This is a genomic window from Rhodococcus sp. GB-02 (assembly GCF_053470465.1).
On sequence record NZ_JBPUKE010000001.1, the window covers coordinates 2,267,749 to 2,283,491 of the forward strand.

The following is a 15,743-nucleotide window of genomic DNA, read 5'->3' on the forward strand; positions in this document are numbered from 1 at the left end:
CTTGGGGGGCGGGCGGTAGCCGGACGAGGCGCATTGCGACAACAGTTGCAGCACCGATGGGGGTGGGTGAATTGAGCACTGTCAGATTTGCGCGTCGAGCGCGCCGTGAATCGCCGCGTACACCGGGCGGCGAGGTGACACTTCAGGCTCCACCTGAGATTCCTCGCGTCACGCCGGGAAACCTACTGACCAAACTACTTCCGGTGATCATGGTGGTTGCCATGATCGGCATGGTGGCGCTGATGTTCTCTTCCGGCATGGCGCGCAATCCGATGTCTCTCCTGTTTCCGGTCATGATGATGGTGTCGATGCTCGGGATGCTCGCCGGGGGCGGTCGTAGCGGTGGAGCGCGGGCGTCCGAAGCGAACGAGGACCGCAAGGACTACCTGCGGTACCTGGATCAGATGCGCAGCGATGTTGCCGCGACGTCTGGTGCGCAGCGTGCTGCTCTTCAATGGAGCAATCCCGAGCCGGCGCTGCTCTGGACACTCGCCGGAACAGTGCGGATGTGGGAGCGTCAGATCACCGACTCGGACTACTGCCACGTTCGGGTCGGTCTGGGTACACAGCGATTGGCCACCAGACTCGTATCTCCGGAGACCGGTCCGGTCGAGGATCTCGAACCCGTCGCTGCTGTCTCGCTTCGGCGATTCGTTCGTGCGCATTCGGTTGTCAAGGATCTGCCGACAGCCGTCTCGCTTCGCGGATTTGCTGCGATGTCCATCGAGGGGCAGCGAGATTCAGCTCGTTCGCTTGTCCGCTCGATGTTGATGCAGCTGTGCACTTTCCATGGTCCGGACACGGTCCAAGTTGCGGTGGTGTGCGGACCCGATACCGAATCCGAGTGGGAGTGGGTCAAGTGGCTCCCACACGTGCAACACCCGGAGTCTCAGGACGGCGTGGGCGCTTCACGCATGGTGTTCGGTTCGTATCTCGAGTTCGAAAGTTCCCTCGGGGAACCGCTTTCGATGCGGGCTCGATTCGCTCGCAACACTCCGGCGAGTGCGGGTGTTCCGCATCTCGTGTTGGTCGTAGACGGTGGGTTGCTCGAAGGTGACACCGGCCTGTTGTCCGAATCCGGGCTCGACTCGGTGACCGTCCTCGACCTGTGCGGGTTCTGCCCGCGACTGGCGGCGGCGCGCGGTTTGCGACTGGTTGTCGGTAGCGATCAGATCGGCGCGGTGAGCAGCGCAGGAGTTGAGAACTTTGCGACGCCGGACGCTGCGTCGACCAGCCTGGCGCAGTCGTTCGGACGTCGCATCGCACCGTTCCGTGCGGCATCACAGAACACCGTCGACGTAGCTGACGACGACCGGTCCCTTCGGAGCTGGAGTCAGATGTTGGGGATCGGAAACGTTGCGAGGTTCAATCCTGAGCATGGCTGGCTGCCACGTCAGGGGCGCGATCGACTCCGCGTGCCGATCGGGGTCGGACAAGACGGAAGCCCCGTTGAACTGGATCTGAAGGAGTCAGCCGAGAACGGTATGGGACCGCACGGGCTGTGTATCGGAGCCACCGGTTCTGGCAAGTCGGAGTTCCTGCGAACCTTGGTGCTCGGCCTGATCGCGACGCACTCACCCAACGCACTGAACCTCGTCCTGATCGACTTCAAAGGTGGTGCAACCTTTCTCGGCCTCGAAGAGGCACCACACGTTGCTGCGATCATCACCAACCTCGCCGAAGAATTGGCGATGGTCGATCGCATGAAGGACGCTCTCGCCGGCGAAATGAACCGTCGACAAGAATTGCTGCGTGCGGCCGGAAACTTCGCAAACGTCTCCGATTACGAGAAGGCGAGGCTGGCCGGCGCTGCACTCGATCCGTTGCCTGCACTCTTCGTGGTTGTCGACGAGTTTTCCGAACTGCTCAGTCAACAGCCGGAATTTGCCGAATTGTTCGTGGCGATAGGGCGATTGGGTAGGTCCCTTCACATTCACCTGCTGTTGGCCAGTCAGCGACTCGACGAAGGAAAGCTACGCGGTCTCGACAGCCATCTTTCGTATCGGATCGGTTTGAAAACGTTCTCGGCAAACGAGTCTCGTTCCGTTCTCGGCGTTCCCGATGCTTATCACCTGCCGGGCACACCCGGTGCGGGATACCTGAAGTCCGATTCGGCGGAGATCGTCCGCTTCGAAGGTTCATACGTGTCAGGCCCGTACGAGGGCGAGCGGATAGTGTCCACTCGATTTTCGGTCGATTCTCCCGTCGAACTTGCGCCGTTGCCCTTTACCGCGACGCCGGTGATCGGCCCGGAGGCTGCTGTCGTTCCCGCCGATCCCGACGTCATCGACATGGGTGAAATCGGTGACGGTGAACGTACTCTCATGGGAGTCCTCGTCGACCGCATGCGCGGTCACGGTCCACGTGCGCACGAGGTGTGGCTCCCGCCGCTCGAGGCATCTCCGACGCTTGACCAGTTGTTGCCGCGATGGGTGGCCGGTGATCAACCGCGCGGAAATCTGAGCGCACCCTTCGGCATAGTCGACAGACCGTTCGATCAGCGCCGCGATCTACTCGTCGCCGACCTCAACGGATCGACTGGCAACCTCGCGATCGTCGGCGGCCCGCAGTCGGGAAAATCGACGGCGTTGCGCACGTTGATCTTGTCTCTGAGCATGACGCACACGCCGGAACAGATTCAGTTCTACTGCCTCGACTTCGGTGGTGGAACGCTCCTCGGATTGAAAGATCTGCCGCACGTCGGATCGGTGGCAAACCGATTGGATTCCGACCGAGTCCGGCGCACAGTTGCCGAGGTACTCGGTGTGGTCGCCAAACGCGAGAGACTGTTTCGCGACCTCGGCATCGAATCCATGGCCGATTTCCGTAGATTGCGGACAGTTGATCCCACCGGAGAAGGAGTGGCTGCAGGACTCCGAGAGGACCCATACGGTGACGTCTTCCTCGTCGTCGACGGTTGGCCCAGCGTGCGTTCGGATTTCGAATCACTCGAGCCTCAGATAAACATGCTCGCCGGTCAAGGTTTGTCCTTCGGTGTGCACGTGATCGTCACGACGTCGAGGTGGGCCGAGATCCGGCCGGCACTCAAGGATCAACTGGGTACTCGTATCGAACTTCGATTGGGTGATCCGGGAGATTCGGATGCGGGTCGCCAGAAAGCGAGCCTGGTGCCGGAACGTCGACCGGGGCGTGGCATCACTCGCGACGGACTTCACCTTCTCACCGGACTACCTCGAATCGACGGCACGCCAGGTAGTGAGAACTCGAGTGCGGCTGTGGCAGCTACCGTCGAACGTATTGCAGCCATGTCGAATTCGCGTCCGGCGCCGACCGTGCGGATGCTTCCGGATTCGTACTCGCGGGCAGAACTTCTCGAAGCTGTCGGGACCCGGTGGCCCTCACCGAGTGCGGCCGACGGTCGGTGCCTCACCGTACCGATCGGGCTCGGTGAGACCGACCTCGCGCCGGTGTACATGGACTTCCGGGAACACGCGCACTTCTTGATATTCGGCGACACCGCGTGTGGGAAGACATCTCTCTTGCGCGGAATAGCCGAAGGGATCATCGCGTCGAATACGCCGGCTCAGGCCAAGCTGATCATCGGTGACTATCGGCATTCCCTGCTGGGTGTGGTCGAAGGGAATCACCTCGGCGGGTACGCCGCTTCGTCGACGACATTCGGTGAGTTGATGGTCGACCTGGCTCGGATCGTTGCCGCCAGAATGCCGAACGCTGAGACGACACAGCAGCAACTACGGGAACGGTCGTGGTGGAGTGGGCCGGAGATTTACGTACTGATCGACGACTACGACCTTGTGGCCACACCGAGTGGTAACCCGGTGGCGCCGTTGCTCGAATACATCCCACATTCCAAGGACATCGGTTTGCATCTGGTGATTGCCCGCCGTTCCGGTGGTGCAGCCAGAGCTCTGTACGAACCGGTGATTGCGAGAATCCGCGACATGGCACCGGCCGGATTGATCATGAGCGGAAGTCGTGACGAGGGAAATCTCGTCGGCACCGTCCGCGCGTCGGCAATGCCGGAAGGCCGTGGGGTCTACGTTTCTCGCTCGCAAAGCCAACTTGTCCAAGTTCCGTGGATGCCACCGCTGTGACCGTTCCGTCCGCGGTGTCGGTCTCGGTACATTGGGGTGCATCCAACATCTGGGTCGTATCGGGTCAACGCGAATTCTCTTGCAGTGCAGACCTCAGACGCGAACCGGCGTCGGGGCCCGGTATGACCGTTGTCAATGCAATCGATTTCGTCGACGACGATTATGTCGACGTCGACGGTCGGATTGTCCCGACCGTATTGGAGTTGGCCAGGCTGATCTCCGGCGCGATGGACGGGTGCGGAATCGTCGACGCAGACATTCTTTATCTCAGTCATCCCTCGGATTGGGGCGTCCCGCGCAGGCGGCGATTGCTGGATGCCGCACGGCGAGTAGCGCATGACGTTGTCCTCGTGCCGATGTCGATCGCGGCGGCGAGGGCGGCGCATACGGCCTGGCGATCGCGGTGTGTCGTCCTCGAACTGCGCGGCGGAATGGTCGTCGCTTCCGTAGTCGGTGAGGTTGACGGTGAACTACGAATCGACGGGGCACAAAGTTCGGAGATCGCAGACGTTGCGGGATTGTTTTCCGCAATCGGAGACTTGTCGGTTCGGGACGCTGTGGTGTTGGTCGGGCCGCGCTCCCATGCGGTTGCTGCTTCGCTCGAACGTGGGTCGACGAATGTTCACGGTCACGCGAGCATTCGAATTCTGGACGAGAGCCGTGTGGCTTCGTCTCTGGTCGATGCTCAGACGCTCGTTCGCCAGACGACCGTGCGGGACAGTTCCGGCCGAATCGTCGACAATTCGGCTTTTGGTGCCGGGTGGGTAGACGCTCCGGACATTGCGATGTCGGTTCCTCACGCGGACTCGAATACCCCGCTGCCGCGTCGTGTCGATGGGCACTTCGGAGGCCGTCGACGGTTCGCTGTGGCGCTTGTAGTGGGCGCCGTCGCCGCTGCGGTCTCGGCAACGATCGTGGTGTCCACTCGCGATCGAGGCGATTCTCCGTCGGCGGAGTCGGTCGCAGCTACGGCGGAAGACAATGTTGAAAACGTGCAGGCGTCGAAAGAGCAGGGAAAGCCTGTCCCGAAGAATTCGATTCCGTCGATCGAGGCCGGTGCCACGCCGGAACTCGTGCGTGTGGATCTGGGAAGCGTTGCAGCAGAACTGCCTTCCGATTGGAAACTTGTGCCGCGAGGGGCCTCGAGCGGGCGTACCGATTTGTTACCCGGCTCCGGCGAGGATCGCAAGATCGTGGTCATCGAGAAACGCCTGGCCGAAGGTGCGGGATTCGATTCCGTCGAAGCTGCTTTGCGTCAGCAGTTTTCGACGTTCGAGGACCCTTTGCGGTTCGGAGAGTTTTCCGTGCTCGACGATGGTGCAGGAAAACAGGCAGTGGTGTACGTCGAGTTTCCGGACGATTTCTCCGAGGTGCGTTGGCACGTGTACGTCGACAACGGATGGCAAGTGAGTATCGGCTGCCAGTATCTTCTCGGCGAGTGGGACAGTCTCGAAGCGGACTGCCTGCGGATGTGGCAGTCACTCGAATTCACGCCGTGACCTCGGTTCGGTTGGTGCTGAAAACATTCTTCGGTCGGGCCGGAACCGTTGGCACTGAGGTCGCGTCAAAGTATGTGTAGCGCACATCAGGGAGTTCCGCTCGACCCCGGTGCACGTCCGACGGACAAGCCGTCGTGTGTGATCGCCGATACCGAACGGTACTCACCGAATCCAGGGGGACGACATGGGCTTTAACGCAACTACCGCTGAATTGATCGATTCGGCGGGGACCATCGACGGACATCTCGGTGACATCAGGGGACTGGTCAACGCTGTTCGGTCGGAGGCCGACGCTTCGCATAATTCGTGGAACGGTGCGGCACAGGTCGAATACGCAGGAATCATGGAGCGATACAACAGCGCGGCCCTGAAGTTGGACACTGCTCTGACCGACATCTGCGAGCAGATCAAGCAGGCTGCTGGAACCTTCGACTCGACCGAGGACGACAACGTCAGCTCGCTTCGCGGCGCGACGGTGAACATGTCCTGACCGTCGGGTCTTCGCAGTTCGATCAAGCAGTTCTCACCCAGTAATTCTCTCCAGTCACACCGAACCGGGAGCAGTTATGTCCGACAGGATCAAGTACGACTTCGGCGGCCTCGCAATGTTGTCCGACCAGATGAAACAGCAGGCCAAGGCGATCAACGACAAGCAGGGCGACATAAAGATTGTCGTGGACAAGCTGCAAGCAGGCTGGGAAGGCGCAGGTTCCGAAGCGTGGAACGACGCACAGCGCCGCTGGGCCCAGGCCTCCGAAGAACTGAACATGGTTCTCGCGCAGATCGCCGGAGCGACGGCAAGCGGTTCCGAGAAGATGCAGGAAGCCGATCGGATCGCCGCGAACGGCTTCGGCCGCTGACGATATTGGTCGCGATGACCCGACTGCCCCGGTACCGACAGGTTGCCGGGGCAGTCGCACATCGATCCGCATATCGATCGCTCACACCTTTGCTGTAGGCAGGGATGGCCGCGCTTTGACCTGGCCGCGCTTTGACCTGGCGGTGGGTAGACCGGTATCGTCTATCGGTGGCGTGCCGTAGGGCTCCGGCAGAAATGCGTGGAGACCGGCGGTTCTCGGGTCTCAACTGGCCGCCGAGGATCGTTTACGCGATACGCACATGGTCAGCAGTGGAATGAATTAAGACGAGGAAGATCTGTGTCTACGTACACCCCGAAGGCCGGAGATGTGACCCACTCGTGGCACGTCATCGACGCCACTGACGTGGTGCTCGGCCGTCTTGCCGTTCAGGCAGCGAACTTGCTGCGTGGCAAGCACAAGCCCACCTACGCGCCGCACATCGACGGTGGCGACTTCGTTGTCATCATCAATGCAGAGAAGGTTGCCATCAGCGGCAACAAGCTCCAGGGCAAGAATGTTTACCACCACTCCGGATTCCCGGGTGGCCTGAAGTCCCGCACTGTCGGTGAGGTCCTCGACAGGACTCCCGATCGTCTCGTCGAGAAGGCCATTGTCGGCATGCTCCCCAAGACGAAGCTCGGCCGCGCAATGAGCAGCAAGCTCAAGGTCTACGCGGGCCCGAATCACCCCCACACCGCGCAGCAGCCGGTGCCGTTCGAGATCAAGCAGGTCGCACAGTGACATCGCCGGAAGAGCAGAACGTGTCCGAAGAGAACATCGAAGCAGTGGAAGAGCTTGTTTCCGCTGACGCAGTCGAGGTCGTCGAAGAGGTTGCTGCAGCTACGCTCGCACCGATCGTCCTCGATCGCCCGGTCCAGACCGTCGGTCGCCGCAAGGAGGCTGTCGTTCGCGTCCGGATGGCTCCCGGCACCGGTCAGTTCAAGCTCAACGGCCGCACGTTGGAGGATTACTTCCCCAACAAGGTTCACCAGCAGCTGATCAAGGCTCCGCTGGTGCTCGTCGAGCGTCCCGAGTCTTTCGACATCATTGCACTGCTGCACGGTGGCGGCCCGTCCGGTCAGGCAGGCGCTCTGCGTCTGGCTATCGCACGCGCACTCATCGAGGTAACCCCTGATGATCGTCCGGCTCTCAAGCGTGCAGGCTTCCTGACGCGTGACGCCCGCGCCGTCGAGCGTAAGAAGTACGGCCTGAAGAAGGCCCGTAAGGCATCGCAGTACTCCAAGCGCTGATGCTTTGCCGAGGTTGACCCAACGGGTCTGCTTCGGCACCTGTTCACCACAAGAGCGGGCGTCCATCGTTACCGGACGCCCGCTCTTGTGTTTCTCGAAGAAATTCCATGCTCGAAGTTCCACTTTCGAGGTTCTCAGGATTCAGGAGTCGTTCTATGGGTCGGTTGTTCGGTACTGATGGTGTTCGTGGACTTGCCAATGCGGATCTGACTGCAGATCTTGCGTTGAGATTGGCAGTTGCCGCAGCGAGCGTACTGACAGCTGACACCTCGGATGTACGTCCGACCGCCGTGATCGGTCGCGACCCCCGCGCCAGCGGTGAGATGCTTCAAGCCGCGGTGACGGCCGGGCTGAGTTCCGCGGGCGTCGACGTGCTCGACGTGGGTATTCTTCCGACTCCCGCAGTTGCATACTTGACGGCAAAGCTCGACGCCAGTCTCGGTGTCATGATTTCGGCATCGCATAATCCCATGCCGGACAACGGAATCAAGATCTTTGCAGCCGGCGGACACAAGCTGGACGACTCAGTCGAGGTAGCGATCGAGGACGCACTCGACGGCACCGCGCCGCCCGTCCTTCCGACAGGTGCCGGGATCGGCCGAGTCCGTACGGTCGACGACGCCGCTCAGTTGTACCTGGCGCATCTGGCGAGTGCGGTGAGCGAGCCACTCGCCGGACTCACCGTTGTCGTCGACTGCGCCAACGGCGCTGCTTCCGCGCTCGCACCGGTTGCCTACGCCGCAGCGGGCGCTCGCGTCATCGCGATCAGCGCCGATCCCGACGGCCTCAACATCAACGACGGTTGCGGATCGACACACCTGGAGAATCTCCAGAAAGCTGTGGTCGAACACGGAGCGGATCTAGGGCTCGCGCACGACGGCGACGCCGACCGCTGCTTGGCCGTCGACGAGACCGGCGCGGTGGTGGACGGTGACGCCATCATGGCGGTTCTGGCGATCGCGATGAAGGAGGCCGGAGAGTTGGTCGAGGACACTCTCGTCGCGACCGTCATGAGCAATCTCGGGTTGCACATTGCGATGCGCGAGGCCGGTATCAACATCGTGACGGCTGCCGTAGGTGACCGCTACGTCTTGGAAGAACTGCGCGCGGGCGGGTACAGCCTCGGCGGCGAACAGTCAGGCCATGTCGTGTTGCCGGCGTTCGGCACCACGGGCGATGGGATTCTCACCGGCCTCCGGCTGCTCGGACGCATGGCTCGTACGCGTAATTCAGCATCCGTGCTGGCCGCAACGATGACCACCCTCCCGCAAGTGCTGATCAACGTGAAGGTCGGGGACAAGGCGACGGTCGCAGCGTCGCCGTCGGTGCTCGCAGCTGTCGCGGACGCTGAGCGCGTTCTCGGTGACGGTGGTCGAGTGCTCCTGCGCCCGTCCGGGACAGAGCAACTGGTCCGCGTCATGGTCGAGGCCACCGAACTTCCGCTCGCGCAGAAGTTGGCCGACGAGTTGGCTGAGATCGTCGGTTCGGTGTAGTTCTTCGTCACGCGTTCGCCTTTCGAGGGAACGTAATTGCGCCCGGCTGCGTCCAAGGAGTCAAAGGCCGCTCGACGTGCGAGTGGTTCCGCTGAAACTTGGGGGCGCTCGTGGACGTCGACCGTGCTGGAACAGACGAATTGGCACGTCACGCGGTGTCGGTGGCTCAGGGTCTGCGCGATTCTGCGGAACCGCTCAGGCGTTTGCGATGGGGCGGTGCCGTTTCGGGCCGTGACTACGTCGAGCACGGAGCCGCGTTGGCGTCGGCATTGGCGGTCCTGAATTCTCGCGTGACTGGGCGTGCCGACCTTCTCGATACGCTGGGGTACCGACTTTTCTCCTCGGCTCAGGTGATCGCTGAGGTGGACCGTGAGGGTGCGCAGCGGTTGCGGGACTCTGGCGGGTCAGCCTCGTGATAGCGAACAGCCGTACAGCCCAGCCAGTACAGAACGGTTACTGCTCTTTCGAAGATATTCTTGCACTGCGTGATTCGCTCGTGCGTCCCGACGAGATTCTGGACGCTGGCGCTCGAGGGCTGCAGTTTTTCGACCGATTTCACGACCTGGCCACTCGGTTGGGATTCGAAGAACGGGTTCTCACGTCTTACGAGGATTCGTATCGCGCAGAGGCCGGCATCGATTTCGCGCCCCTGGCGCGAGACGTGTCGGACATGGCTGGGGCGGTGGATGGTTCGGTTGCGGAGATCGCGATGCTGACGGTCCTGGCGGAGAATCTTCCTGCGGTGTGGAATGTTTCTGGCGTCGACGCGTTCGTAGATCAGGTCTTCGCGGCGAGGCAAGAAGCTCGGTCCGATGCGGATTCGGCGCCATTGTTGATCGTGCTGGCCGACGAACTCGCACAGACTGTTCGAAGGGCTCTGGCAGACAAGGCTTTCAAGGTGGCCTGCCTGGACCGGGCGACCATCGGCGGTCTGGGTGCGGGGGAGATCGATCAGCTGGCCCGCGTCGCCTCCAACGGTCGTGCCTCGGCGCCCTGGCTGGACACAGTTTTTCGTTCGGCGTATCTGGAGGCTCGCGACGAATTCGACAGGGCGTGTGCGCAGTGCGCGAGCGCGGTAGGCAATGCTTTTGATGCCGCGACTCAGTGGGTGACAGACGCGTTCCCGTCGACCTTGCCGGTCGCCGAGACGAACGAATCCGGTGCCGCGGCTGCGCCGATCTCTTTCTCGATCGGCGGCAGCACGTGGGGCTTCTCGATTGCGCCCGACGGTCGTGGGGTAAGTCTCGATGTCGCCGGCGCCAACGGGAACTCTGCGTCGGTCACCGTGGAGTTGGACGAAAATGGTTGGCCGAGAATAGTTTTTGATGCCGTTCAGGAGGCGGTCATGCAGGAGACACACCCGCAAGAAAAGTCACAGCCCGCGACACTCCAACCCGATATCCCCCAACCCGAAATTCCCCAGCCCGAGGTGCCGGTTGAAACCACCGCCGAAGTCTCGCCCGCGCCGGGCCCGGAGCCGCCAGTCACAGTCCCTGACGAGTCGATCGCGGTCCCTGAAGGAGAGACGGGTGCGGAGTTGGCCGGAGCCGGTCCGCTGTGAGGTCCGTCCACGCACCGTTCGAAGGGATCCGTCGAACCCTCGATTCTCAACTCGACGACTTCCGTGAGCGCAGAGCGGCCGCGGTGAGCGAGGAATCGCGCCAGGAGCCACCGTCGCGGCGGTCCGAAACGACATCTGCCGAGAACGACACGGATGGGATCGTGAGAGCCGGCCCGTATCTGCGATCCGCGTCCGAGCCGACGAAGCCGGGCCCGCCGACGAAGCCGGGCCCGCCGACGATGCCGAGCCCGCCGTCGGACGCGAGCACGGAGCCCTACTTACGCAACAGCTGGCTGGCCCGCGCGTCGGAGTGAGGTTCGATCGGGAGCAACGGCGCCGTGTGCGGAATCTCGACGTCGGGATCAGCGAAGTCCTTGTACTTCTTGTCGCCCGTCAGATGGAACAACAGGAAACCCGTGAGTAGGCACCGTGTGGCGGACTGTGTCTTGCGCTCGGATCCACCGAGACCCAGGGCGCCGAGGAGTCGTCGGCCTTCGATCAGTCCGGCGTCTTGGCCGTCGTTCACGGTGCGTGCGACGACGGGACCGCCCCACTCCACGCTCAGCGGGCGGGCATTGCTGGTCAAGGAATCGACGTCGTCCTCGCCTGCGAGGATCAATCCGGGCGCTGTGATCTTCGACGCGTAGTTCTCTGCTTTGGGTGCTGTCGGGGCCGGGAACAGCGCGGCTACCGCACCGACATCCCCGCGCTGCGCTGCGGCCAGTACCGCCGCGCCCGCGCCCATGCCGTGACCGGCAAAGGCGACACGATCGGGTTGGACGCTGATCTGGCCGGGGCCGAGTCGTACGCCGACGCAGATGTCGAGCGTCGCTCGAAGATCTGCAGCCAATCCGAGATGTGACGGGACCGGACCGCGTTCGCTGTCGGGCGCCGCTGCGACAATTCCCCAGGAAGCGAGGTGCTGGAGTGTCTGCTCGTACTTGTGGGACCCGACCATCCACCCGTGCGCGAAGGCAACGGCGGGGAGATTGAAACCGGTTTCCGGCGTGTACACGACACCCGGCTGTCCGGCCAGGGCGAGGTTGCCGCGGAGAACTCGATGCGGGCCGCGCTTGGACAGCTCACGGGTCAGTGTCTTCAGTTTCGGTGCCACGGTTGAAGACGTTATCCGATGTGCCGCCTCGTGTACGCGGAGCGGACACTGCAACCAGGTGCGGGAACCGCAAAATGCGCCCACTGCCGATGTCCAAGTACCCTGAGTCACCATGTGCGGAATCGTGGGATACGTCGGCCACCGCCCAGCTCTGGGCGTTGTGGTGGAGGCTTTACGGCGAATGGAGTATCGCGGGTACGACTCGTCGGGAATTGCGATTCTCGACGGAACCGGTGGGGTCGAGATCGAGCGTAAGGCCGGTAAGTTGGCCAACCTCGAGGCGGAGCTCGGCGAGTACGGCGCGGATCACTTCGTCGGTACGTCCGGTATGGGCCATACCCGGTGGGCGACGCACGGGCGTCCGACGGATCGCAATGCACACCCGCATCGTGATGCCTCGGGCAAGCTGGCTGTTGTTCACAACGGAATCATCGAGAATTTCGCCCCGCTGCGTGCGGAGCTCGAGGCTGCAGGCGTCGAACTGCAGAGCGACACGGATTCCGAGGTCGCGGTTCACCTCGTAGCCCGGGCGTACGCCCAGGGGTCGACGGCAGGCGATTTCATCGAGAGTGCGCTGTCGGTGGTTCGTCGGTTGGAAGGCGCGTTCACACTCGTCTTCACGCACGCCGATCACGCGGACACGATTGTTGCCGCACGCCGTTCCACGCCGCTCGTCGTCGGTGTCGGTGAGGGCGAGATGTTCCTCGGCTCCGACGTCGCTGCTTTCATCGAGCACACACGCGATGCGGTTGAACTCGGACAGGATCAGGCAGTGGTGATCACCGCCGACAGCTATCGGATCTCCGACTTCGCGGGCAACGAGGCAGAGGGGCGCCCGTTCCGCATCGACTGGGATCTCGCGGCCGCCGAAAAGGGTGGTCACGATTACTTCATGCTCAAGGAGATCGAAGAGCAGCCTACTGCTGTTGCCGACACGCTCCTCGGCCACTTCGAAAACGGGAAGATCGTCCTCGACGAGCAGCGGTTGTCCGATCAGGAACTGCGTGACGTCGACAAGGTGTTTGTCGTCGCCTGCGGTAGTGCTTACCATTCTGGTCTGTTGGCGAAGTACGCGATCGAGCATTGGACGCGTCTACCTGTCGAGGTCGAACTCGCCAGCGAATTCCGTTACCGCGACCCGGTTCTCGATCGTTCGACGCTTGTTGTCGCGATCTCGCAGTCGGGGGAGACGGCCGACACACTCGAAGCTGTCAAGCATGCCAAGGATCAGAAGGCGCGGGTTCTCGCGATCTGCAACACCAACGGTGCGCAGATCCCGCGTGAGGCCGACGCCGTCCTCTACACCCGGGCAGGACCGGAAATCGCGGTCGCGTCCACCAAGGCGTTCCTGGCACAGGTGACCGCGAATTACCTAGTCGGCTTGGCATTGGCGCAGGCGCGCGGCACCAAGTACCCGGACGAGGTGGCCCGCGAGTACGCCGACCTCGAAGCGATGCCCGCGTTGGTCAGCAAGGTACTCGAGACGGCAGAACCCGTGCGCGCGTTGGCGCGCCAGTTCGCGCACGCGTCGACCGTGCTGTTCCTTGGTCGCCACGTCGGCTACCCGGTGGCGCTCGAGGGTGCACTCAAGCTCAAAGAGCTTGCCTACATGCACGCCGAGGGCTTTGCCGCCGGTGAACTCAAGCACGGCCCGATCGCCTTGATCGAAGAGGGCCTGCCGGTCATCATCGTCATGCCGTCGCCGCAGGGTCGCGCTGTCCTGCACTCGAAGTTGGTGTCCAACATTCAGGAGATCAAAGCGCGCGGTGCGACGACGATCGTCATCGCGGAGGAAGGCGACACCGTCGCAGCGGCGCACGCGGATCACCTGATCGAGATTCCGGCGTCACCGACTCTGCTGCAGCCGTTGCTGTCCACGGTTCCGTTGCAGATCTTTGCGGCCGAGGTTGCAGCCGCACGCGGATACGACGTCGACAAGCCGCGTAACCTGGCGAAATCGGTTACGGTCGAATAGCTTTCGCTAAAAAAACGGGCCCCGCAGTCGAAAGACTGTGGGGCCCGGGTGCGTTACTGCGCTTGAACGACGACGGTTCCGCGCATCTCGGGATGAGGTGTGCAGGTGTAGTCGTACGTTCCGGGTTCGGTGAACGTGTAGGTATAGGTTCCCGATTTCTTGAGTGGGCTGCGGAGTTTGCCCTTGGCGTCACCGAGGCCGCTGACGTCGTGGGCCATTCCGTTGTCGTCGAATACCCACGTGACGGTGTCGCCGACGTTCACGGTGAGGGACGCGGGCGAGTACGCCATCCCGGAGATGATCACCACGGGTCCGCTCGCCGTCGTTTCGGCCGCAGATGGTGTGGTGTCTGTGCTGGAACTGCACCCGACCAGACCGAGGGCGAGGACGAGTCCCGCGATTGCCGGGCGAAGACGTGATTTCATGGTTCCGAGGGTAGCGACGGCAACTGAAGGGTTCCGACATGCGTGGGTACTACACAGCCGATCAGGTGCGAGCAGCGGAGGCGCCGCTGCTCGACAAGCTGCCAGACGGGGTGCTGATGCGTCGAGCGGCCTACGGCCTTGCGCGAGTCGTCGCGGACGAATTACGTTCCCGTACAGGATCGGTCGCGCATCGGTCGGTGACGCTTCTGGTCGGTACCGGCGACAACGGCGGTGATGCCCTGTGGGCGGGTGCCCTGCTCCGCAAACGAGGTGTGAGCGTGCGGGCCGTGTTGCTCGATCCGGCGCGCGCTCATCGGGCGGGCCTCGACGCTCTCTTGAAGGCCGGTGGCCGAGTCGCGGCCGATGTCGGGTCGCCGGATCTGGTGATCGACGGCATCGTCGGGATTTCCGGGCACGGCGGTCTGCGACCTGACGCGGCTGAACTCGTCGGCCACGTGGATGCACCGATCGTGGCGGTCGATCTTCCGAGCGGCGTCGACGCGAACACCGGCTCGGTGGACGGCCCGTCGGTGACCGCTGACGTGACGGTCACATTCGGCGCGCTCAAGCCCGTACACGTACTCGCGGCTCCACTGTGTGGTCGTGTCGAACTCGTGGACATCGGATTGAACGTCGACGAACCGGCGTTCGGTTCACTCGATCCGGCGGAGGTCGGTGCGCTGTGGCCGGTGCCCGGTCCGGGGGACGACAAGTATTCGCAGGGTGTGGTGGGCATCGTTGCGGGAAGTGAGCAGTATCCCGGCGCGGGCGTGCTCTGTACCGGCGCCGCGGTGACCGCCACTTCCGGCCTGGTCCGCTACGCCGGGCACGGCTCCGCCGAGGTGCTCGCCCGGTTCCCGGAAGTGATTGCCAGTGAGACGTTCCACGCCGCGGGGCGGGTTCAGGCCTGGGTGGTCGGCCCCGGTATGGGTACCGACGACGACGCCGCGCGGCTTCTGGCGTCGGTGCTGGCTACTGATGTACCCGTTGTTGTCGATGCGGACGGACTCACCCTCCTCGCTCAGCGTCCCGAACTTGTCGCAGCCCGCACCGCGCCGACATTGTTGACGCCCCACGCCGGCGAGTTCGCACGATTCACACCCCTTGGCGACGACAGAATCGCGTCCACACGTGCTCTCGCCGAGCGCCTCGGAGTCACCGTTCTGCTGAAGGGCCGTACGACGGTGATCTCGGATCCCGGCGGTGAGGTCCTGGTCAACGACGCCGGCGGCTCCTGGGCGTCGACCGCAGGCTCGGGCGACATCCTCTCCGGTGTGATCGGCGCGTTGCTGGCGGCGGGTCTGAGCCCTCTCGAAGCCGGGGCCGTCGGGGCGCGGGCTCACGCGTTGGCTGCGAACATCGCCGCTGCCGGCGATCAGAGCGATGTCGCCGGAGCACCGATTTCGGCTTCGCCCCTGCTGGGAGGTCTGCGCGAGTCGGTGCGTGTGCTTCGCTCTTTTGCCCAGAACTGAGGGTGTTCAAACCCGAAC

14 protein-coding genes are annotated in these 15,743 nt (G+C 63.0%); 11 read left to right on the plus strand and 3 right to left on the minus strand.

Annotation, left to right across the window (positions count from 1 at the left end; all coding sequences use genetic code 11):
* Positions 1-71 precede the first annotated feature (71 nt).
* From eccCa to ACSW29_RS10750, 9 genes are all read left to right on the plus strand, one after another.
* Positions 72-4,076 carry a type VII secretion protein EccCa gene (eccCa, locus tag ACSW29_RS10710; protein WP_448277189.1) on the plus strand — a complete coding sequence of 1,335 codons (4,005 nt, stop codon included), beginning with the start codon at positions 72-74 and terminating at the stop codon, positions 4,074-4,076.
* Positions 4,073-5,575, plus strand: a complete 1,503-nt coding sequence (locus tag ACSW29_RS10715; RefSeq protein ID WP_448277190.1) for a type VII secretion-associated protein — start codon at positions 4,073-4,075, stop codon at positions 5,573-5,575. Before eccCa ends, ACSW29_RS10715 begins: the two co-directional genes overlap by 4 nt.
* A 184-nt stretch (positions 5,576-5,759) precedes the next feature.
* Positions 5,760-6,065 (plus strand): WXG100 family type VII secretion target, encoded by a 306-nt coding sequence (locus ACSW29_RS10720; protein WP_317825263.1) that lies wholly within the window; start codon positions 5,760-5,762, stop codon positions 6,063-6,065.
* A gap of 76 nt (positions 6,066-6,141) precedes the next feature.
* Positions 6,142-6,435: a WXG100 family type VII secretion target gene (locus ACSW29_RS10725; protein WP_317825264.1), complete on the plus strand. Its 294-nt coding sequence runs from the start codon at positions 6,142-6,144 to the stop codon at positions 6,433-6,435.
* A gap of 297 nt (positions 6,436-6,732) precedes the next feature.
* On the plus strand, positions 6,733-7,176 hold the full coding sequence (gene rplM, locus ACSW29_RS10730) for a 50S ribosomal protein L13 (protein WP_019747566.1): 444 nt from the start codon (positions 6,733-6,735) through the stop codon (positions 7,174-7,176).
* The gene (rpsI, locus tag ACSW29_RS10735; RefSeq protein WP_230812265.1) at positions 7,173-7,685 is read left to right on the plus strand and encodes a 30S ribosomal protein S9; all 513 of its coding nucleotides are present in this window, start codon (positions 7,173-7,175) and stop codon (positions 7,683-7,685) included. The genes rplM and rpsI overlap by 4 nt, the downstream gene beginning before the upstream one ends.
* 155 nt (positions 7,686-7,840) lie before the next feature.
* Complete coding sequence (glmM, locus tag ACSW29_RS10740; RefSeq protein WP_448277191.1) at positions 7,841-9,178, plus strand: phosphoglucosamine mutase; 1,338 nt, start codon at positions 7,841-7,843, stop codon at positions 9,176-9,178.
* 110 nt (positions 9,179-9,288) lie between these two features.
* Complete coding sequence (locus tag ACSW29_RS10745; RefSeq protein WP_230812267.1) at positions 9,289-9,594, plus strand: hypothetical protein; 306 nt, start codon at positions 9,289-9,291, stop codon at positions 9,592-9,594.
* Entirely contained in the window at positions 9,591-10,739 is a 1,149-nt protein-coding gene (locus tag ACSW29_RS10750) for a hypothetical protein (protein WP_317825266.1), read from the plus strand. The genes ACSW29_RS10745 and ACSW29_RS10750 overlap by 4 nt, the downstream gene beginning before the upstream one ends.
* Positions 10,740-10,785: 46 nt before the next feature.
* Here ACSW29_RS10750 and ACSW29_RS10755 read toward each other — a convergent pair whose 3' ends face one another.
* Together ACSW29_RS10755 and ACSW29_RS10760 are read right to left on the minus strand one after the other, a co-directional pair.
* Positions 10,786-11,007 (minus strand): hypothetical protein, encoded by a 222-nt coding sequence (locus ACSW29_RS10755; RefSeq protein WP_317825267.1) that lies wholly within the window; start codon positions 11,005-11,007, stop codon positions 10,786-10,788.
* 6 nt (positions 11,008-11,013) lie between these two features.
* Positions 11,014-11,853: a poly(ethylene terephthalate) hydrolase family protein gene (locus ACSW29_RS10760; protein WP_230812270.1), complete on the minus strand. Its 840-nt coding sequence runs from the start codon at positions 11,851-11,853 to the stop codon at positions 11,014-11,016.
* A gap of 112 nt (positions 11,854-11,965) precedes the next feature.
* Here ACSW29_RS10760 and glmS point away from each other — a divergent pair, with 112 nt between their 5' ends.
* A complete protein-coding gene (gene glmS, locus ACSW29_RS10765) occupies positions 11,966-13,828 on the plus strand; it encodes a glutamine--fructose-6-phosphate transaminase (isomerizing) (protein ID WP_347872372.1) in 1,863 nt (620 codons plus the stop codon).
* Positions 13,829-13,881: 53 nt separating this feature from the next.
* Here the strand turns inward: glmS and ACSW29_RS10770 are convergent, their stop codons facing one another.
* Positions 13,882-14,253, minus strand: a complete 372-nt coding sequence (locus ACSW29_RS10770; protein ID WP_448277192.1) for a plastocyanin/azurin family copper-binding protein — start codon at positions 14,251-14,253, stop codon at positions 13,882-13,884.
* 38 nt (positions 14,254-14,291) lie between these two features.
* Here ACSW29_RS10770 and ACSW29_RS10775 point away from each other — a divergent pair, with 38 nt between their 5' ends.
* The gene (locus ACSW29_RS10775; protein ID WP_448277193.1) at positions 14,292-15,725 is read left to right on the plus strand and encodes an NAD(P)H-hydrate dehydratase; all 1,434 of its coding nucleotides are present in this window, start codon (positions 14,292-14,294) and stop codon (positions 15,723-15,725) included.
* The last annotated feature ends 18 nt before the right edge of the window (positions 15,726-15,743 follow it).

Coding starts and splice junctions, on each gene's coding strand:
- ACSW29_RS10720 (WP_317825263.1), top strand. CDS start 5,760: ATGGGCTTTAACGCAACTACCGCTGAATTGATCGATTCGGCGGGGACC.
- ACSW29_RS10725 (WP_317825264.1), top strand. CDS start 6,142: ATGTCCGACAGGATCAAGTACGACTTCGGCGGCCTCGCAATGTTGTCC.
- glmM (WP_448277191.1), top strand. CDS start 7,841: ATGGGTCGGTTGTTCGGTACTGATGGTGTTCGTGGACTTGCCAATGCG.
- glmS (WP_347872372.1), top strand. CDS start 11,966: ATGTGCGGAATCGTGGGATACGTCGGCCACCGCCCAGCTCTGGGCGTT.
- ACSW29_RS10770 (WP_448277192.1), bottom strand. CDS start 14,253: ATGAAATCACGTCTTCGCCCGGCAATCGCGGGACTCGTCCTCGCCCTC.
- ACSW29_RS10775 (WP_448277193.1), top strand. CDS start 14,292: ATGCGTGGGTACTACACAGCCGATCAGGTGCGAGCAGCGGAGGCGCCG.